This window comes from Streptomyces sp. NPDC037013, assembly GCF_055607265.1.
In genome coordinates, this window is the sequence record NZ_JBVJRV010000011.1 from 163,827 (window position 1) to 181,088 (window position 17,262).

A 17,262-nucleotide genomic window follows, 5' to 3' on the forward strand; every position below is an offset into this window, starting at 1 on the left:
GTGACCTCTGAGAGAAGTGAGGAAAATTCGCATGGAGGACATCACCGGCGTGCCGCACTGTCCGCCGGACACAGCGGCATTGAGAGATCGCGTCGCAGCATTCGTGCGCGACCGGGTGACGCCCCACGAGCCGGTGCTGGACGCCGGCGGGCCGGAGGCCACAACCCTCCTGCGCGGACTGCAACAGGAGGCGAAAGCCGAGGGGCTGTGGGCGCTCCCGCTACCCGCCGAACTCGGCGGCCAGGGGCTGCCGTTGCGCTCGTACGCCCATGTCGCCGAGGCCGAGGGAACCAGCGACCACGGACCGGCCGTGCTCGGCTCGGCATCCCTGCTCGACGCGCTGATGCTGTGGCGCCACGGCAGCCCCGGCGTCCGCGACCGGTACGCCGAGCGCATGGTCGCCGGGGAGATACGGGCCTGCTACGCGATGACCGAGCCGGAGACACCGGGCACGGATCCCTTCCTCACCGCCACCCGCGCCGTACCGGGGGAGCACGGCACCTGGCGGGTGAGCGGGCGGAAGTGGTTCACCAGCGGCGCGGCGGACGCCGACTTGGTGACGGTGCTCGCCCGCACCGACGGGGAAGCGACGGACCGGGAGGGGCTGTCGCTGCTTCTGGTGCCGACCGGCTCACCCGGCTTCCGAGTGGTCCGGGAGCTGCCGGTGTTCGGGGCGAGCGGGCAGTGGGAGATTGCCCTGGACGAGGTCGTGGTCGACGGTGACCACCTCATCGGCGAGCGCGGCAAGGCTCTCGCCGTTGCGGGCGAACGGCTCCAACTCGGCCGCACCCTGCGCTGCCTGCGCTGGCTCGGGCAGGCACGCCGGGCCTTCGACCTGCTGCGAGAGCGCGCGGTGACCCGTACCCGCTCCCGAGGCCCGCTCGGCGACCTCCAGCTCGTCCAGAACCACGTATTCGAATCGCTGCTCGCCCTGCGCACGACCCGTCCGCTGGTGTACGAAGCCGTGGCCCGCCTGGACGCGGGACTCGACGCCCACGTCGAGGTCGGTCTGGCCAAAGTGGCCGCCGCGCGTACTTTGCAGCAGGTGGCGGATGCGGCGATCCAGGTACACGGCGCGGCGGGCCTCGGCCCGGACACCGCGCTGCCGGCACTGTTTCGCACCGGCAGAGCGGCCCGGATCCTCGACGGCCCGGACGAGCTGCACATCACGTCGGTCGCACGCCGGGTCCTGCGCGCCCAGCGGGACGCGCCGGGAAACAGAGAAGAACCAACCCTCAGGAATACTGGCGCATCACACTAGGCGTCGTGAGGGCCGACGAGGCCGGTGAGTGCGGCGAGGGCGTACGCGAGGAAGAAGTCGCCCCAGACCAGCTCGTGTCGCGTCGCCGTCCCCGAGGCGAGGTCGTAGCAGCCGTTCACGAGACGGCCGTCCGCCGTGACATGGGTGCTGACCAGTTCGTCGAGCAGCGCCACGGCCCGCTCGCGGTGGCCGAGCTTGAGCAGGGCCACCGCGGTGATGGCGGCGGCGGAGGTGTCGGGAGGGCCTTCGGGGTGTGCCTCGTCGGCCGGCGGCACAGCCGGCTCCTGGAGCAGGCGGCTCACGGCTTCCGCGCGGTCGTCGGTGTCGAGACGGTGCGCGGCGTCGGCGACAGCCAGCAGCAGCCAGGCCCGGCCCCGGCTCCAGCCGGGCGGTGGATCGTCGCAGGGAGCCCATCCGACAGACCGCTCGTACCGCGAGGACCAGCACAAGGGGGCCTTGCCCAAGCAGAGTTCAAGGTGGACCCGCAGATGTGACGCTGCCGCCTGCGGGTCCACCGAGGCCAGCAGCGGGACCATGCCGGGCACGCCGTCCACGCGTGCCAGGAGCCGGGGGCCGCCGAACGCCGATCCCCAGGGGATCAGGCCGAGTTCGGGGTCGTACGCTTCCCGGCAGACGTGGGCCGCCCGCGCGCGCAGAGCGGCGGCCTCAGGCGTGTCGGCGAGCGCCGTCCCGTACCAGAAGATCAGTCCGCGCGTGGCGGTGTCGGCGTCCACCCAGTCAGTGAGCCGGCCTGTGAACCGCATGGCGGCCTCTCGGTCGGCCTCCTGCCCCGTCTGCCGGGCGCGGAGCCACAACAGTCCTGCCCAGAAGCCGCCCGTCCACGAGCCCCGCCCGGTCGTCGTCCACCGGCCGTCACCGGGGTCCGCGAAGAGCGGGAAGCGGTCGCCTACTTGGGTCCGGGTGGTGGCCACCCGGTCGAGGACGGAGTACAGGGCAGGGCCGGCCCAGCCGGGGACGGCAGCGGTCGTTTCCAGGGATCCCTTGTCTGCACGCGCCGTACTCATCGCCGTACGACCGATCGCCGCTCCCGCACCGCCCAGATCAGCGCCACCACGCCCGCGCCCATGAACTCACCCGCGACCAGCAGCCATCCCGCCCCGTAGCGCCCGGCAGCGGCCAGCAGACCGAACAGTGGCGGACCGATCGCGAACCCGGCGAAGAAGCCGGCCGACACCAGGGCCGAGTCCTGGCCTGCCTGGCCGGGCGCCGCCCGCTGCATCACCAGCACCATGGAGACCGCGTTCGCGGAGACGGCGAAGATGCCCACGGCGACAGTGGCGACCCACGCCAGCGGATGTGCGTACACCGAGGCCGCGAGCAGCAGCGCCGCCCCCACCGCTCCGGCCGCCAGCCCACCCGGCAGCCACAGCGCACGCCCCGGCCGGCCGGCGACCTTCGACCACCCCACCCGCCCGCCGATCCCCGCGACACCCAGCACCGCCACCAGAGCGGCGGCCGCCGTCGGGCCGAGTTCGAGCCGACGCACGCCGTACAGGGCGAGGTAGGTGTTCACGGAGGCGATGCCGCAGCCCAGCAGCAGCGAGAAGGCGGCCAGCCAGGCGATGGTGCCTCGGGGGATCCATGAGGCGGGCGCGTACTTCGGCGGCGGATCGGCGGGCAGCGTACGCGCTGCCCAGACCGCGGCCACCACGGCCGTCCCCGCAGCTGCCCAGACCGCGCCCCGCCAGCCGACGATCCCGGCCAGCGCGGCCAGCGGCAACCCGGCGGCGAACGCGCCCAGCTGCACGCCCGACTGTTTCATTCCGGTCACCGAGCCGCGGCGCTCTGCGGGGACCGCCGCCAGGATCGTCTTGTTCGTCGCGGGGTTCGCCAGTGCCTGCGGCAGCCCACCGAGCGCCACCGCCGCCAGCAGGAATCCGGCCCCGCGCGCCGACCCGATCAGCGCGAGCGCCACCGCCGACACCATCAGCAGCGCGACCAGGCAGCGCCGGGGGCCGAACCTGTCCACCACCCGCCCGCCGATCGGTGAGAGCGCGGCGGCGGCCCCGAAGCCGACGGTCGTGGTCAGGCCCAGCACGGTCGGCGACACGGCCAGGTCGTCCACGAGCCGCGGTCCGAGGGCGCCCAGCAGGAACAACTGCATCATCGAGAACGCCATGGCGCAGGTCAGCAGCGCGGTCATGGCCTCGGTGCCCCGTGCTGGGCGGCCGTCGGCCGTGGTTCGGATCTCACTCTGCTCCGCCGCCACCGGCGTCCTCCTAAGCCCTTGAACCCTTGCTCCACCCCGGCGGCATTTCCCGGGTCTTCGGCAGCAGTCGCCGCGAACAGCCCCTGAGTTCCCGCCCATTGGTGTGGCGTGAACCACAGCAACTGAGGAGCTGATCGGGCTCGTGATTCTTGAGCGAGCGATCCAGATAGCTTAGAGTGAAGTCATGGCAAGAACCCGGGAGTTCGACACCGAGGCGGCGGTGAGCCGCGCCATGGAGCTGTTCTGGGAGCGTGGCTACGAGGCGACCTCGGTGCGCGATCTGGCCCAGCACCTGGGGATCGGGCAGGGATCCTTGTACGCCGCGTTCGGCGGCAAGGACGGCCTGTACCGGGCCGCGCTGGAGCACTACCGCACCACCCTCGCGGCAGCCGCCCTGCGCGACCTGGAGGAGGAGGCGGACGCCCGCGCGGCGATCCGTACGCTGCTGACGGAGCGGATCCGCATCGCCGTCGGTGGCGGCGGCCGGGGTTGCCTCGCCGTCAACGCCGTCTGCGAGCGGCTGCCGCCGGACGAAGCGACCCGGCGCACCGTGCGCGACATGCAGGAGGCGAGCCGGGAGGCGCTGGCCGAGGTGGTGCGGGCGGCGAGGGAGCGGGGCGAGATCGCGGAGCGGCACGACCCGCACGCGGTCGCCGCCTTCCTCGTCACCTTCCTCAACGGTCTGCTGGTCTCCTCGAAGATCACCCCGGACGCACGGGCCCTCGAACCCCTCGTCGACGTCGCGCTGACCACGCTCGACTGACGGTCCTCGCGATCCCCGTCGGACGTTCGGTTCCTGTGCCCTCATTCTGGAACGTACGCTCAAGAAAGTGGATGTCCCATGATGTACGACCATGACGGAGCGCCTCTGCGCACCGGCCGTGCCACCGTCAACGGAACGAGCCTGCACTACAGGACCGCCGGTTCCGGCCCCGCGGTCGTGCTGCTGCACGGCGTGCCGAAGACCGGCTACCACTGGCGCCACCTGGTCCCGAAGCTGGCGCCCCACCACACCGTCGTCGTGCCCGACCTGCGCGGTCTCGGCGACTCGGCCCGACCCGCCGACGGGTACGACTCCGCGACGATGAGCGACGACATCGCCCAGCTGATGGCCCGCCTCGGACACGAGACGTACGCCGTGGTCGGCGAGGACTGGGGCGCGGTGATCGGCTACCAACTCGCCGCCCGCCACCGCGACCACGTCACCTCACTCGTATTCGCCGAAGCCCTCCTCCCCGGCTTCGGCTTCGAGGACCACACCGCCCTCACCCCCGAGAACGTCTCCGGCATGCACCTGTGGCACCTGGGCTTCTACTTCCAGCCCGACGTGCCCGAGATGCTGATCTCCGGGCACGAACGTGAACTGATCACCTACATGATCAAGAACGAGCGCAGCCACCCCGACACCGCCACCCCCGACGCCGTCGAGGAGTACGCGCGCTGCTACTCGATGCCCGGCGGCATCCGCGCCATGCTCGCCGTCTACCGGGCGATGCTCACCGACGCCGAGCAGAACCGGGAGGCCGCCCGGAAGAAGCTCGACATCCCTGTCCTGGCGCTCGGCGGCTCCGCCTTCATCGGCGAGCGCAACGCGGAGCAGGCACGGTTCGTGGCCCACGACGTGACCGGGCACGTCTTCGACGCGGGCCACGACCTCGCGGAGGAAGTGCCTGACGAGATGGCCGCCGTCGTCCTGCCGTTCCTGGCCGCGCACCGGTAGCCGCCGACCCTCCGGCCGCCGATGTTCCGTCGGCGGCTCGGCGGCTCGGCGGCTCGGCGGCTCAGCGGTGGAGCCAGGAGTCGGGCCGGCTCCGGGTGGCGTGGAGGGAACCGAGCAGATCGAGGGAGTGGGCACTGGGGCTGCCCGGTTCGGCGTGGTAGATGACGAGCTGCTGGCCGGGCGCTTCTCGTACGTCGAAAGCCTGGTAGTCGAGAGTGAGGGGGCCGACCTCCGGATGGAGGAGGTGTTTGGCGCCCCGGGTCTTGCCGCGCACGGTGTGGGCGTTCCAGAGGCGGGTGAACTCCGCGCTGTGCTCGGTGAGGTCGCGCACGAGTTCGCGTAGCCGTGCGCTGTCCGGGTCGAATCCGGTCGCCTCGCGAAGGTTGGCGACGGTGGCCTGTGCCGCCCGGTCCCAGTCCGTGTAGAAGGTGCGGCCCGCGGGATCGAGGAAGGTCATGCGGACCAGATTGTCCGCCGGCTCGAACGGGGCGTAGAGGGCAGCGGCCAGGGCGTTGACGGCGAGGAGGTCCAGGGTCCGGCTCATGACGAACGCCGGAGTGTTCGGGTAGCCGTCCATGAGCTGTCGCAGCGAAGGGCTGACCCGCTCGGTGGCGTGGACGGAGGGCCGGTCGCTCGGCGCGGCCCCGGCCAGCCGGTACAGGTGCGCGCGTTCGTCGGAGTCGAGGCGCAGCGCGCGGCTGAGCGCGTCGACCACTTGGGGCGAGGGGCTGCGCTCGCGGCCTTGTTCCAGGCGGGAGTAGTAGTCGGCGTTGACTCCGGCCAGGACGGCGACCTCCTCGCGGCGCAGTCCGGCGACTCTGCGGGCCCGGTGGCTCGCCATGCCGACGTCTTCCGGCCGCAGGCCGTCGCGGCGCGTGCGCAGGAAGGCTCCCAGGTGGTTGTCGTCCATGTGTTCAGGCTAGGCGGCGGCCCGGTGCGCTGCCTGGGTGTGCCACACCCAGGCAGTACGCGTCCTGGTTGGCCGTCGCTGACCTGCCCAGACTCGGTGGAGCGACAAGGACCACACCATGCGAGGAGAGGAGTCCGCCATGGCCGGGACAGTTGAGGGCGACCACGTCGACGTGGTCGGGATGTGGGTGACCGCGGATGGTCACATCCGACAGGAGCTGCTGTCGGACGGCCGTTACGACGAAGCCCGCGGCGAGCGGCGCAGCGCGTACACCGGCCGGTACACGGTGACCGGCAGCCACCTGGACTACGTCGACGACACCGGGTTCACCGCCACGGGCGACATCCGGGGCGGGGTGCTCTATCACGAACACCTCGTGCTCTACCGGGAGCGGAAGTCGGCGTAGAGGGGGCGGGGCCACGGCTGCGCTGGGTGCCGGGAAAGGCGGGCCAATCAGTGAGACAGCCAAGTCCCCAGTCGGACACTCAGTCAATTGACAGCAACGAGAATCAGAACCCCCTCCATGACAGGACAACGACTCGACGGCAAGGTCGCGTTGATCACGGGCGCGACCGGCGGCCTCGGCACGGCGACCGCCGAACTCTTCGCCCGCGAAGGCGCCAGGCTGGTGATCACCGATATCGCCGAAGGCCCCCTGCGGGACCTGTCCCACCGGATCGGGGCACGCGGCGCGGAGGTCGTCGCCGCTCGCCTCGATGTCTCCTCCGCGCGGGAGTGGGACGAAGTGATCACCGTCGTACGCGACCGGTTCGGAACGCTGGACGTGCTCGTGAACCTCGCCGGCATCCTGGACTGGCCGGGCATCGAGGCCACGCGGGAAGAGGCTTGGGACCGCGTCATCGATGTGAACCAGAAAGGTACTTGGCTCGGCATGAAGGCGGCGATGCCGCTCCTGCGTGCGAGCGGCAACGCGTCGGTGATCAATACGTCATCAGTGCTCGGCCTGGTGGGAAGCGGGGCGGCCGCGGCCTACCAGGCGTCCAAGGGAGCCGTGCGCCTGTTGAGCAAGACGGCCGCGGTCGAGTACGCCCGGCAGGGAGTACGGATCAACTCCGTGCATCCCGGGGTGATCGCCACTCCGATGATCCAGGAACTCCTGGACGACCAGGGCGACCAGCAGCCGGACATCCAGCGCACCCCCATGCGCCGAGCCGGCCGCGCCGACGAGATCGCACCCGCGATCCTCTTCCTGGCCTGCGACGACTCCTCCTTCGTCACCGGCGCGGAACTGGTGGTCGACGGCGGGCTCACCGCCCACTGAACACTTCGGTCGTACGACGTCGACATGGGCCTGCCGTGAACGCGTCGATGGCGAGGTGCACCCGGCCGGAGCACCACACCTCTGCACAGCACTCCAGGCACCCCGCACCGGCGCCCACACGCACCTGTGGCATCCCACACGTGGGTTGCGCGTGACACGTAGGCCGGACGGGCGCGGACGCTAGAAGAGGCCGCCGGACGCGTACTGGGTGAGGTTCTCCAGGATCGCCCGTACCCACGCCTGGCGCGCGACGGGCAGTCGGACCAACGAGCGCTGGAACGTCCGGCGGTCGGCCCGGAACAGGGAGTTGGGGCGCGGCGGCGGTGGGTCGTCACGGAGGACGTCGTCGGGCACCCGTCCCGTCGTGGGCAGGGACACGGCCGGCCGGGGAAAGGCCAGCCACATCCAGATCCCCATCGGCAGCGGCACCGAAGGGGCCGACGCGGCGGGTCCGTCGGGGCTCCAGGTCTCGCCCGTCCGCGGATGTACGGGTACGAGCAGGATGTCGGCGTCATCCTCGGGGACCGGCCGTCCGGGTCCGGCCAGTACGGCGTGCCGCTGCGGCGAGCCGGCGGGCAGCAGGGCATCGAGGGCACGCCGGAACACGTCGGCGGTGAGACCGTCGGGGACCTTCACCGGCCGCCGGTCGGAGGCTGCCAGCAGGTGGGCGAGGGCTTGGCCCGCTGCCGCCTCCCATTGCGGACTCCAGGACCAGTAGTGACTCGATCCGCCGACACCTCCCCAGGTGGCGATGGGTTCGAGCGGGGGCGTCCGCTTGTCCTCCCGCAACAACTCGTCCCAGGAGGGCGGAGCGACATCGGCGCCCTCAACAGGCAGGCGCCGCACGGCATGTGGGGCCAACCACACCGCCTGCCAGAGCGAGCAGTCGTCGATCCTGATGGCCACACGCAGGTCACACGCCTGACAGGCGAGGTTGGGACCGTCCCTGCCGTCGACGCCACAGCAGGCGCCGCCTCGTTCCTCGGGGAGCAGTCGGGTGCCGCGGAGGTCGCCGGGGGCGATCACGATCGAGCCTGGAGGGCCGTCGGGCAGGGCATGGACCGGCGCGTAGATGCCGCGCGCCTCGGCCTCGGCCGGATCTGCCTCGTCCCACCGCCGCCACGGAGGCCCCCAGGGTTCCGGGTCCACCGCGAACGTCCCCGACTCCATCAGTACGGGAAGCTGGATCCCGTTCCCGTAATTCTGACGTGCATGGACCGGCAGGGCGACCTCGGACAACGGGGCGGTCAACTCGCCACCACACCCCACACAGACAAAAACGAACAAGGGCCCTCCGCCCGTATCGGAAAGAGTCATATCGTCGCATCACGTCGGCAGGCGATGAACCGAGCGGACGACCGTGGGGGGAGTCAGCGAGTCAGCAGCCTCAACGGACGATGGACACGATCTGGCAAGCGGCTTCGGCCAGGCGTCGGTTGCCTTCGATACGGGCCGTGGCGACGGCGGTCTCCGGAGTGATCTTCCTGGTGCACAAACGCCACGCGGACTCCGCATCGAGTACGACCCGGGCAGCGGGACGCGCCATCTCGGGCGTGGGCGGGGCGAGGGGCCAGGCGTTGTCGCCTGCGGTGACGGTCCAGGTGCCATGGGTCGCGCCGTCCACGTCGACGCGGATCTGCGTACCGGGCGAGGCGTCGACGTTCCGCAGGGTGTGGGGCAGGGCTCGCATGAAGGTGTCCAGCACCACTCCGAACGGGCGGGGCCTTGTGTCCGTCGGACGGCCGGCGGCGTGACGGATCTGCTGGCGGTGGGTCCAGAACTCGGTGAGGTCGCGCGCGCAGTCCAGCCACATCGGGGCGGGGTCCACGCCCGCCCAGGACACGCCCAGGGAGGGCGCGTCGAGGTCGACACCGGAGAAGTGCAGGGCCAGTTGGGCGCCGGCCAGGTCGAGTGCGTCGACGAGGAGGGCGGGGCTCACCCGGCGGTGAGCCTCGACCCATTCCTGGTTGATGCGGTGGATGAATGCCTCCAACCGCTCATCTGACGCGGGAGCGGGCCCCTCCTGGTGGCCGTCGCGATCGCGGCTGAGGCGGCCGTAGAAGTCGCCGAGGAGGTGGGCGGCGAGGTCGCGGACGGTCCACCCGGGCACGGCCTCGGCCCGCCAGTCGGCAGGCTTCAGCCCTCGCAGAGTCTCCATCAGCGCAGCCTGCTCGGCAGCGAAGAGACCGCGCGCGTCGATGGGAGGACCGAGCCAGGACAGACCGGCGGAATCGCCGAGTGGGGACACCATGCCCAAGATCCTGACAACGGGAGTCGAGTCGGCCAACCCAATTTCACCGTGGCCCCCGCGCCTCGTGGTCGAGAAGCTCGGCTAGCTGCCCGTGGAGTTCTTGTACGCGGCGGTGTGCTGGACGAGTCCGCCCAGGATGAGGGCGAGGCCGGCCTCGAACGCCGCCTCATGGTCGAGGACCGGGACGTCGGCCGGCAGGTCCTCCTTCGGACCCGTATCCGCCTGCTCCTCCAGCACGCAGCCGACCGTGTACCGGCCGGCGGCCAGCATCGCCATCTGTGCCGCCTTCTCGGGAACGCCGGAATCGACGAGGAAAGCAATCTTGTGTCGGATCCGGTCGAGGTCGCCGGTCGGGGTGCTGCCGGCGTGGAGGCGTGCGCCGTCGCGGCGCTGCAGCAGAGTGCGCCGGAAACTGCGCGAGTTCTCCAGGAACCATGCGTGCCAGTCGTCGGTGGGGGAGGGGAGCGGCGCGCGGGCGTGTGGGGCCATGGCGGCTTCCGCCATGGCCGCCAAGAGGTCCTTCTTGGTCCGGAAGTGGTAGTAGAGCGACGGCTGTTCGACGCCCAGACGCTTGGCCAGCCGCCTGGTGCTGATGGTGTCCAGCCCTACTTCGTCGAGCAGATCCAGCGCCTCGGTGACGACGGTCGCACGGTTCATCTTGGTCACGTTGACAATCTATCGGTGATAGAAGAGTCTGAGAAAAACAATCACCGATAGATTCCATCGATGGATTTCGGAAGGTGAGCCGGTATGCCGGACAAAGAGACCCCGAAGCGGGTTCTGCGGATCCTCGTCGCAGGCGGCGGCATCGCCGGACAGGCGCTGGCCTTCTGGCTCACCCGCGATGGTCACCAGGTGACGGTCGCCGAACGCTTCCCCGCGCTGCGCGCGACGGGCGCGCAGGTCGATCTGCGCGGACAGGGCATCGAGGCGGTCAAACGCATGGGTCTGCTGGACACCGTGCGCGGTCAGCTGGTGGACGAGGCGGGCGTGGCGTTCGTCGATGCCCGCGGAAAGCCGAAGGCCACGATCATGGCGAACACCTCCGGCAGGGGCCGCCAGGCCCTCACCTCGGAGTACGAGATCATGCGCGGCGACCTCGTCCGCATCCTCCACGACGCGACCAGGGACGACACCGAGTACGTCTTCGGCACCAGCGTCGACGGCTTCGACCAGGACGAGCACCACGTCACCGCCCATTTCTCGGACGGGACTTCGGGCGAGTACGACCTGCTGATCGGCGCGGACGGACAGGGCTCACGCATCCGGCAGGCGCTGCTTCCGCCGGGGGCCGACCCGTACTGGCGCGTCGGCATCCACATGGCCTACTGGTTCGTCCCGCGCATCGCCTCCGACAGCAATATCCGCGACACCTACATGGTCCCGGGCGGCCGCCAGATCATGCGCCGCAGCCACAACGCGACCGAGACCCAGGTGTACTTCGTGCTGCGCGAGGAGTCGGCGGAAGCCTCCGCGATCCACCGCGCACCCGTCGATCGGCAGCGAGAGTTCTGGGTCGACCGTTTTCGCGACGCAGGCTGGCAGACCCAGCGCTTCGTGGACGGCATGAAGACGAGCCCGTTCTTCTACTCCCAGGAGATCGCGCAAGTGCGCACCAATACCTGGTCCAACGGCCGCGTGGTCCTGGCGGGCGACGCCGCGCACTGCGCCTCTCCCTACAGTGGCATGGGCATCTCCGGCGGCCTGATCGGCGCCTACGTCCTGGCCGGTGAGATCAACCGGCACGCCGACGACCTGCCCACCGCACTGTCCGAATACGACCGCGTCCTGCGGCCGTTCGTCGACGAGATCCAGGCCGAGGTGAACCCCCGCCTGCTGCGTGTGGGCATGCCCATGAGCAGGCACGCGATCAGCGCCTTCCAGAACGCCACCGCCCTGGCCTGCTTCTTCCGCCTCCCTGAGCTGGTGGCGCGTTTCGCGAAGGAGGATCGCGGCGGGGCCTGGCAACTCCCGGCGTACGCCGCCGTCCCGGTCGCCGCGTAGGGACGGACCGGGACGTGATCGAGGGACGCCTCGGCGTCCGGGGCGGGGGGGGGAGGGGGCTGTCGGGTCCGTACTCGTCCCGCAGTTGGTAGGGACCCGATTCGGCAGCAAAAGCGAGCCGACCCGGTGGCGCGGCGACGGCTGCGGGACGGCCTCAGCAGCCCCTGGTCCAAGTGTGGGAACCTCCCTGGTCATTGGCGCCGGCGTTGTAGCCGACCTCCTGGCCGGGCGCCAGGCACAGGGTGACCCGGCCGAGCAGTTTGCGGCCCTGATACACCTTCACGTGGTCGGGGACGCCCGGGCCTGAGACCCCGTGGTTGGCCCAGGAGGAGTCGTGCTTGAACATGTCGCCCTCCCACCAGTGGTCGTCGCCGCTGTGCTCGATCTTCATGCCGTCGAAGTTGGCGTTGGTCCAGACGCAGAAGTATCCGCTGCGGCAGTCGGCGGCTACGGCTGCCGCCGAGGTGACCAGGATCGCGGCGGTCGAGACGGCGGCAGTCGCGAGGAGGGCGGCGAGGCGCTTCATGGGGACGAGTTTCCCTTCGGTGGTGGGGTTTTGAGCACGCTGGTGGCTTCGGTACGGGCGTGGGCACGCAACCGTTTCCAGGCCGCGATCTCGGCGCGGTGGCGGGCCCGGATCTCGGCGAGGTTTCGGTGGCTCTGTGCGGCTTCGGGCCGGAGGTTGTTGACGACGACCGAGGCGTGGAACCAGCCGGGCTGATCCCCGTAGAGCCGCCGCTGGGCAGCGGCGAGACAGCCGTCGGTGTGGGCGCGTACGACGTAGCCGGTGGGCAGGGCCTGGGACAATTCGGCCGGCCCGGTCCCGAAGAGCGCCGCGCTGACCCGCCGGTCGTCCGCGCCCGTCGGCCGGCTGTGCCCACCGCGAGGCGGGGTGAGCCCCCGGCGCGTCAGACAGGCGTCGGTGAGGCGCTGAGTGGCCGCCTTGATCAGATCGTCCGGTGCGAGAACGGGTGTCCGGGGGCCGGGTCCGACGGCACACCCCGACAGGAGGGCGCAGCCCGCCAGGAGCGTGCAGTACGCCAGAAAGGTGCGGGCCGCGAGAGCCGCACGGCCCGCAGCAGGCTGGACCGGCAGGTGTTCGGGCCTCCACGGGCGGAGGGGCGCGCGGGCCCCGGGCTGCCTCTTGATCACAGGCAACGTATCTAGCTTCTGCGGCACCCGGCGCGACAGCACAGGGGGCTCTCCCTCACCCGGCTGGGCGCCGGTTTCACCCGAAGAAACGTTGCGGCACACCTGGGGGGTGGGGCTTGGCAAGGCTGACCGCGCGAGGTGCCCTGTGGCTGTGGCCGTGGCCCGGGCCCTGGGCGGGAACGGGGCCTGCTGGTGGATCCGACAGACCGGGCGGTTAATCTCAGCCCACCGCGGCCTCGATCGTGGTCGTGGTCGTGAACAACGTTTGGTCTGTGAGGAGCACGCTCGATGGCTCGTACCACCCCGCCGCGTCCGCTCGACGTCGAGACGCTCTTCCCCGAGGTGGCCGACCACCGGAAGACGGCCGTACGCCTGCATCCGCGCCCCGGCGATCCGAGCGCGCGGCAAAGCTCGCTCGGCGGACCCGTGCTCTGGCCGCTCCTGGAGCCGTGGCCCCACTGCGTGGACGACCACCCGCGCACGGCGTTCTCTCCCCCCGAACAGGGGCCGATCCCGCTCGTCCCGGTCCTCCAGATATTTGCCACCGACGTACCTGACCTGGCCCTCCCCAGCGGCGCCGATCTGCTGCAGGTGCTCTGGTGCCCCTTCGACCACGAGGACGGCTATGTTCCCCGCCCCGAGGTGTACTGGCGGGACAGCTCCCTGAGCGACCTGCGCCCGGCCGATCCGCCCCGCCCGACAGGCCCTCACGATGACTACCTGCCTCACCCCTGCGTCTTGCACCCCGAGCGCGTCACCGACTACCCGAACTGGGACCTCCCGGACGAGGTGGCCGACGCGCTCGAAGCCAGGTTCGAAGAGCTGGAGGAGGAAACCGGCTGGTCCTACTGGTCCCACCTCTCGGTGTCGGACGGCGTCAAGGTCGGCGGGTACCCGACGTGGACGCAAGAGCCCAACTGGCCGACGTGCGCCACATGCAGGGTGCGCATGGAACATCTGCTGACGGTCAACAGCGCCGAGTTCGACGGCGAGAGCTGGCGCACGTGGCTGCCCGTCGAGGACACCCCGGCCACGGGAACGATCTGGGACCTTCCCTACGAACGACGCACCGAAATCCAGCGCCCTCATGGCCTCATGCTCGGTGACATGGGCGGCATCTACCTGTTCGAATGCACGACCTGCCCCGACAGGCCCTTCGCCTACCGCTCAGACTGTTCGTGAGATCGCGCGCGGCTCCAGTCCAAGGCTCTACCGGTGCATGCGGGTGGCCGTCGAATACTGGCTGGCGCTCCGCGAAATTCAGGGTGTGCTGTACTGCCAGAGGGTGCTGACCACCGCCACCGACATCGAGATGCTGGCGCGCTTCGGGCGTGCCCTCGCCGACCCCATTCGCTACCACATCCTGCTCGCCCTGCGCGAGGCGCCGGCCTACCCCGCCGACCTCGCTGACGCGCTCGAGATCTCCCGCACGCGTCTGTCCAACCACCTTGCCTGCCTACGACTGCGGCCTGGTCGTCAGTCGACGACCTGCGCACCGCGGTCGTCGTCGTCGAGACCGACCGCACCTGCCTGGAGGCCGACGAGAAGGGTTGCTGCTGAGTGGCCGCGACATCGCACGGCCGGCCGCGATGCCCTGGCCCGCCGGATACGCCTGCTGGTCGCCGCCACGATCACCTACAACGTGATCGAGGCCATCGCCGCGATCACCGTGGGCACCCTCGCCACCTCCACCGCCCTGATCGGCTTCGGACTCGACTCCGTCGTGGAGGTCTCCTCGGCCACGGCGGTCGCCTGGCAGTTCTCCGCCCGCGACCGCGTCGTCCGAGAGGCCCGGGAGCAGAGGACGCTACGTATCATCGCCGTTTCTTTCTTCGCCCTCGCGCCCTACATCGCCGTCGACTCCGTATGCGCGCTGTTCGACACCGGCGAGGCCGGCCACGGCCGCGACGCCCCGGTACTTCGCCCGCGCCAGGGACTCACCGTTCAGGCGACCGACTTCAGCGCCACCGGCCTCGACCCGCTGAACGACGCCGCCCGGTCCCCGGGCCTGCCGAGCGCGTGACCACAGCTGTCCGCGACGTCCGGCGCATCCTCCCCGCGCTGCCCCACGCTGCCGTACGTCAGCGCTGGCGGGGCCGCGCCGGCTGCGCGACCCCGCGGTGGCCGACCCGTGGTGACCTCTGGTCAGCGGTCCTGCGAGAGGGCGTACAGCTCTCCGAGCAAACTCCCCTCCGTGGCGACGAGCGCGTCGAAGGACCCCTCCTCGCGTACGGCACCCTGGTCCAGAACGATGATCCGGTCGGCCATACGTACGTTGTCGAGCCGGTGCGTCACGACCACGGTGATCCGGTCCGGGGCCATGGCCCGTAGTTCCCGGAAGATCTGGTGCTCTCCTCGGGCGTCCATTTCGCTGGTCGGCTCGTCCAGGACGAGTACGGCCGGCTCCCTGTACATCGCCCGCGCGCAGGCCAACCTCTGCCACTGCCCGCCGGACAGTTCGTGGCCGCCCCACACCGAACGCGCGAGCAACGTCTCCAGTTCATCCGGGAGGTCACGCAGCGCTTTGGTCATGCCCACCCGCTCGGCCGCGTCCCAGATCCGATGGTCACCGTGCTCGCGCGGCTGGCCCAAGGTGATGTTCTCCCGGGCAGCGAGCGGCCAATGACCATTTTTCTGGGGGACCAGGCCGACGTGTTGCCACACGGTGTCCACGTCGGCGGCGGCCAAGTCGGTGTCGTCCCAGAGCACTTTGCCGTCGGTGGGCACGATGAGGCCGGTGAGCATGCGGATCAGCGTGGACTTGCCGGCGCCGTTCTCCCCGACCAGGGCGACGACTTCGCCGCGGTTCAAGGTGAGGGTGATCGGCTGTACGGACGGAGTCTCCTTGCTCGGGTAGGTGTAGGAGGCGCCTTCCAGCCGGACCTGCCGTGGAGGCATGACGCGTACGGTGCCGCGCGCGGTGGTCATGGCGCGGACCTCGTCGATGAAGGTGTAGTAGTCGGAGAGGTAGAGGCCGTGATGGAACATGACCGTGCTGTACCGGATGATCGAATTGAGCGCCCGTCCTGCGGTCTGGGAGGCGACCACGGCGGTGCCCGCAAGGGCGGTCGTCATCGCGCCGGTGAGCACCAGCGCGGCAAGCGAGGCCCACATGCCGAGGGTGAACAGGCCGCCGAGGCAGGCCGCCAGGAGCGTGATCCGCAGATACGGGCGGGCCCCGGCCACTTCTCTCGATTCAACCCGGTCGCACATGCTCCGGTACCAGAAGTGCAGATACGGGCGCATGGTGTTGGCGCGGAGTTCGTCGGCGAGATCGGACGTGGTCAGCCACCACCGCATCATTCCGCGGACGTTGCGGGCGGAGACCGTCTGGTCGTGGACCCGATAGTCGACCCGCGCGGCGATCACCCCGCCCATGCCCCGTGGGAGGACGGACAGCAACAACACCCCGAGCAGCAGCGGGTGCAGAGAGGTCAGCACCGTCGCCGCGGACAGCAGCTGCACCAACCCGTTCGTGAGGGTCTTGGCGTCGTCGGCGAGGTCGACCGCACGCATCGCGCCGATCTCCGCCGCCTGACTGCGGTCCCCGAACCCCGGTGCGTCGTACGCGGCGAGCTCGGCCCGCATATGGAGATCGACGAGCTGCAGGTCCGCGGCGGAGGCGATCTTGGGGTTCAGGCGCCGGGTAGCCCAGTCCGCGAGGATCCACATGGCCGCGCCGGTGGCCATCGCGACGACGGCGACGGTCAGCGCCGGCCACGCGTGGGCCAGGCCCTTTCGGGGATCGGAGACCATGAGCCGCGGCAGGGACTCGGCGACCGCGCCGAGCATCACGGCCGTGCCGAGCCCTGACAGCAGCTGGCAGACGACGATCGTCAGCGCCATGCGCCGGTCGACGCTCCATGCCAGTCGGGCCGTCTGCATCAGGGCCGCGGGGATGCGACGGGCCATGTCCCAGAGGCTCGCCTCGTCCATCGCCCGCCGATGCTTGCGCCCGTTGTAGTCGAGCTCGGGCGGCGCCGATGGCCGCGGGGCACCGGCCCGCGCCGCCGGGAGGGACACCGGCGCGCAGTCGGTCCCGCAACCGACGTTCGTCTCGTCGGTCATGCCCCCCACCCCGATGACGGTCGTGATGCGGCGGCGAACAGAACGCGGCGTACGTCGACGGGCCGCCGGAACGCGAGGGCCTCGACGGCCGCAGCAGGAGGGTTGTCGAACACAGGGTGAAGGGCGGCAAGCAGGCGGACGGGATTCACGGATTCTCCTCGGTTGGTGGATCGGGCAGAGCACCCGTGGTGGGGCACGCCCTGGTGGGGCATGGCGTGGCCACGCGGAGCCGTGCTCTGCGGAGGGACCCTCGCCCACGCCACTGACAACCGGCGGTGGCCGGCACCGCGATCCGGTCATGTCTGCTCGGGGCGGCGGCAGGACGGGGACTGTGCAAAGCACAGCGTTCAACTGGTGCGATGCAAGGAGAAAGGATTCTCGAAC

At 70.6% G+C, this 17,262-nt stretch carries 16 protein-coding genes and 2 pseudogenes; 9 read left to right on the top strand and 9 right to left on the bottom strand.

Features of this window, described 5'->3' with window-relative positions:
• Positions 1-31: 31 nt before the first annotated feature.
• Complete coding sequence (locus ACZ7DY_RS35000; protein ID WP_471142881.1) at positions 32-1,261, top strand: acyl-CoA dehydrogenase family protein; 1,230 nt, start codon at positions 32-34, stop codon at positions 1,259-1,261.
• Here the strand turns inward: ACZ7DY_RS35000 and ACZ7DY_RS35005 are convergent.
• Together ACZ7DY_RS35005 and ACZ7DY_RS35010 are read right to left on the bottom strand one after the other, a co-directional pair.
• Positions 1,258-2,286 (bottom strand): sugar ABC transporter permease, encoded by a 1,029-nt coding sequence (locus tag ACZ7DY_RS35005; RefSeq protein ID WP_471142882.1) that lies wholly within the window; start codon positions 2,284-2,286, stop codon positions 1,258-1,260. The two genes, ACZ7DY_RS35000 and ACZ7DY_RS35005, sit on opposite strands and share 4 nt — an antisense overlap.
• Positions 2,283-3,425 carry an MFS transporter gene (locus tag ACZ7DY_RS35010; RefSeq protein WP_471143002.1) on the bottom strand — a complete coding sequence of 381 codons (1,143 nt, stop codon included), beginning with the start codon at positions 3,423-3,425 and terminating at the stop codon, positions 2,283-2,285. The genes ACZ7DY_RS35005 and ACZ7DY_RS35010 overlap by 4 nt, the downstream gene beginning before the upstream one ends.
• 250 nt (positions 3,426-3,675) lie before the next feature.
• On the opposite strand from ACZ7DY_RS35010, the gene ACZ7DY_RS35015 reads away from it, so the two are divergent.
• Together ACZ7DY_RS35015 and ACZ7DY_RS35020 are read left to right on the top strand one after the other, a co-directional pair.
• Positions 3,676-4,254: a TetR/AcrR family transcriptional regulator gene (locus ACZ7DY_RS35015; RefSeq protein WP_471142884.1), complete on the top strand. Its 579-nt coding sequence runs from the start codon at positions 3,676-3,678 to the stop codon at positions 4,252-4,254.
• A 78-nt stretch (positions 4,255-4,332) separates the two neighbouring features.
• On the top strand, positions 4,333-5,211 hold the full coding sequence (locus ACZ7DY_RS35020) for an alpha/beta fold hydrolase (protein WP_471142886.1): 879 nt from the start codon (positions 4,333-4,335) through the stop codon (positions 5,209-5,211).
• A gap of 61 nt (positions 5,212-5,272) precedes the next feature.
• Here the strand turns inward: ACZ7DY_RS35020 and ACZ7DY_RS35025 are convergent, their stop codons facing one another.
• Complete coding sequence (locus ACZ7DY_RS35025; RefSeq protein WP_471142888.1) at positions 5,273-6,121, bottom strand: helix-turn-helix transcriptional regulator; 849 nt, start codon at positions 6,119-6,121, stop codon at positions 5,273-5,275.
• Between the two features lie 139 nt (positions 6,122-6,260).
• On the opposite strand from ACZ7DY_RS35025, the gene ACZ7DY_RS35030 reads away from it, so the two are divergent.
• Both ACZ7DY_RS35030 and ACZ7DY_RS35035 read left to right on the top strand, forming a co-directional pair.
• Positions 6,261-6,527 (top strand): Atu4866 domain-containing protein, encoded by a 267-nt coding sequence (locus ACZ7DY_RS35030; protein WP_471142890.1) that lies wholly within the window; start codon positions 6,261-6,263, stop codon positions 6,525-6,527.
• Positions 6,528-6,644: 117 nt separating this feature from the next.
• Positions 6,645-7,403, top strand: a complete 759-nt coding sequence (locus tag ACZ7DY_RS35035; protein WP_471142892.1) for an SDR family NAD(P)-dependent oxidoreductase — start codon at positions 6,645-6,647, stop codon at positions 7,401-7,403.
• Between the two features lie 180 nt (positions 7,404-7,583).
• Here the strand turns inward: ACZ7DY_RS35035 and ACZ7DY_RS35040 are convergent, their stop codons facing one another.
• The 3 genes from ACZ7DY_RS35040 to ACZ7DY_RS35050 form a co-directional block, all read right to left on the bottom strand.
• Positions 7,584-8,690: a hypothetical protein gene (locus ACZ7DY_RS35040; RefSeq protein ID WP_471142894.1), complete on the bottom strand. Its 1,107-nt coding sequence runs from the start codon at positions 8,688-8,690 to the stop codon at positions 7,584-7,586.
• 100 nt (positions 8,691-8,790) lie between these two features.
• The gene (locus tag ACZ7DY_RS35045) at positions 8,791-9,654 is read right to left on the bottom strand and encodes a maleylpyruvate isomerase family mycothiol-dependent enzyme (RefSeq protein ID WP_471142896.1); all 864 of its coding nucleotides are present in this window, start codon (positions 9,652-9,654) and stop codon (positions 8,791-8,793) included.
• An 81-nt stretch (positions 9,655-9,735) separates the two neighbouring features.
• A complete protein-coding gene (locus tag ACZ7DY_RS35050) occupies positions 9,736-10,311 on the bottom strand; it encodes a TetR/AcrR family transcriptional regulator C-terminal domain-containing protein (RefSeq protein WP_471143005.1) in 576 nt (191 codons plus the stop codon).
• 93 nt (positions 10,312-10,404) lie between these two features.
• On the opposite strand from ACZ7DY_RS35050, the gene ACZ7DY_RS35055 reads away from it, so the two are divergent.
• Positions 10,405-11,658, top strand: coding sequence for an FAD-dependent monooxygenase (locus tag ACZ7DY_RS35055; protein WP_471142899.1), 1,254 nt, complete (start codon positions 10,405-10,407; stop codon positions 11,656-11,658).
• Between the two features lie 154 nt (positions 11,659-11,812).
• Here ACZ7DY_RS35055 and ACZ7DY_RS35060 read toward each other — a convergent pair whose 3' ends face one another.
• Positions 11,813-12,184, bottom strand: coding sequence for a peptidase inhibitor family I36 protein (locus ACZ7DY_RS35060; RefSeq protein ID WP_471142900.1), 372 nt, complete (start codon positions 12,182-12,184; stop codon positions 11,813-11,815).
• Positions 12,181-12,810 carry a hypothetical protein gene (locus ACZ7DY_RS35065; protein ID WP_471142901.1) on the bottom strand — a complete coding sequence of 210 codons (630 nt, stop codon included), beginning with the start codon at positions 12,808-12,810 and terminating at the stop codon, positions 12,181-12,183. The genes ACZ7DY_RS35060 and ACZ7DY_RS35065 overlap by 4 nt, the downstream gene beginning before the upstream one ends.
• Before the next feature lie 288 nt (positions 12,811-13,098).
• On the opposite strand from ACZ7DY_RS35065, the gene ACZ7DY_RS35070 reads away from it, so the two are divergent.
• The 3 genes and pseudogenes from ACZ7DY_RS35070 to ACZ7DY_RS35080 all read left to right on the top strand — a co-directional run.
• On the top strand, positions 13,099-13,992 hold the full coding sequence (locus tag ACZ7DY_RS35070) for a YwqG family protein (protein ID WP_471142903.1): 894 nt from the start codon (positions 13,099-13,101) through the stop codon (positions 13,990-13,992).
• A gap of 103 nt (positions 13,993-14,095) precedes the next feature.
• A pseudogene (locus ACZ7DY_RS35075) lies at positions 14,096-14,370 on the top strand (ArsR family transcriptional regulator).
• Between the two features lie 34 nt (positions 14,371-14,404).
• Positions 14,405-14,704: pseudogene (locus ACZ7DY_RS35080) on the top strand (cation transporter); the annotation flags it as partial.
• A 251-nt stretch (positions 14,705-14,955) separates the two neighbouring features.
• Here ACZ7DY_RS35080 and ACZ7DY_RS35085 read toward each other — a convergent pair.
• Positions 14,956-16,878 carry an ATP-binding cassette domain-containing protein gene (locus ACZ7DY_RS35085; protein WP_471142907.1) on the bottom strand — a complete coding sequence of 641 codons (1,923 nt, stop codon included), beginning with the start codon at positions 16,876-16,878 and terminating at the stop codon, positions 14,956-14,958.
• Between the last annotated feature and the right edge of the window lie 384 nt (positions 16,879-17,262).

Bases quoted from the DNA above. Each gene is read 5' to 3' on its own strand.
- ACZ7DY_RS35000 (WP_471142881.1), top strand. From the start codon at position 32: ATGGAGGACATCACCGGCGTGCCGCACTGTCCGCCGGACACAGCGGCA.
- ACZ7DY_RS35005 (WP_471142882.1), bottom strand. From the start codon at position 2,286: ATGAGTACGGCGCGTGCAGACAAGGGATCCCTGGAAACGACCGCTGCC.
- ACZ7DY_RS35010 (WP_471143002.1), bottom strand. From the start codon at position 3,425: ATGACCGCGCTGCTGACCTGCGCCATGGCGTTCTCGATGATGCAGTTG.
- ACZ7DY_RS35015 (WP_471142884.1), top strand. From the start codon at position 3,676: ATGGCAAGAACCCGGGAGTTCGACACCGAGGCGGCGGTGAGCCGCGCC.
- ACZ7DY_RS35020 (WP_471142886.1), top strand. From the start codon at position 4,333: ATGATGTACGACCATGACGGAGCGCCTCTGCGCACCGGCCGTGCCACC.
- ACZ7DY_RS35025 (WP_471142888.1), bottom strand. From the start codon at position 6,121: ATGGACGACAACCACCTGGGAGCCTTCCTGCGCACGCGCCGCGACGGC.
- ACZ7DY_RS35030 (WP_471142890.1), top strand. From the start codon at position 6,261: ATGGCCGGGACAGTTGAGGGCGACCACGTCGACGTGGTCGGGATGTGG.
- ACZ7DY_RS35035 (WP_471142892.1), top strand. From the start codon at position 6,645: ATGACAGGACAACGACTCGACGGCAAGGTCGCGTTGATCACGGGCGCG.
- ACZ7DY_RS35045 (WP_471142896.1), bottom strand. From the start codon at position 9,654: ATGGTGTCCCCACTCGGCGATTCCGCCGGTCTGTCCTGGCTCGGTCCT.
- ACZ7DY_RS35050 (WP_471143005.1), bottom strand. From the start codon at position 10,311: ATGAACCGTGCGACCGTCGTCACCGAGGCGCTGGATCTGCTCGACGAA.
- ACZ7DY_RS35055 (WP_471142899.1), top strand. From the start codon at position 10,405: ATGCCGGACAAAGAGACCCCGAAGCGGGTTCTGCGGATCCTCGTCGCA.
- ACZ7DY_RS35060 (WP_471142900.1), bottom strand. From the start codon at position 12,184: ATGAAGCGCCTCGCCGCCCTCCTCGCGACTGCCGCCGTCTCGACCGCC.
- ACZ7DY_RS35070 (WP_471142903.1), top strand. From the start codon at position 13,099: ATGGCTCGTACCACCCCGCCGCGTCCGCTCGACGTCGAGACGCTCTTC.
- ACZ7DY_RS35085 (WP_471142907.1), bottom strand. From the start codon at position 16,878: ATGACCGACGAGACGAACGTCGGTTGCGGGACCGACTGCGCGCCGGTG.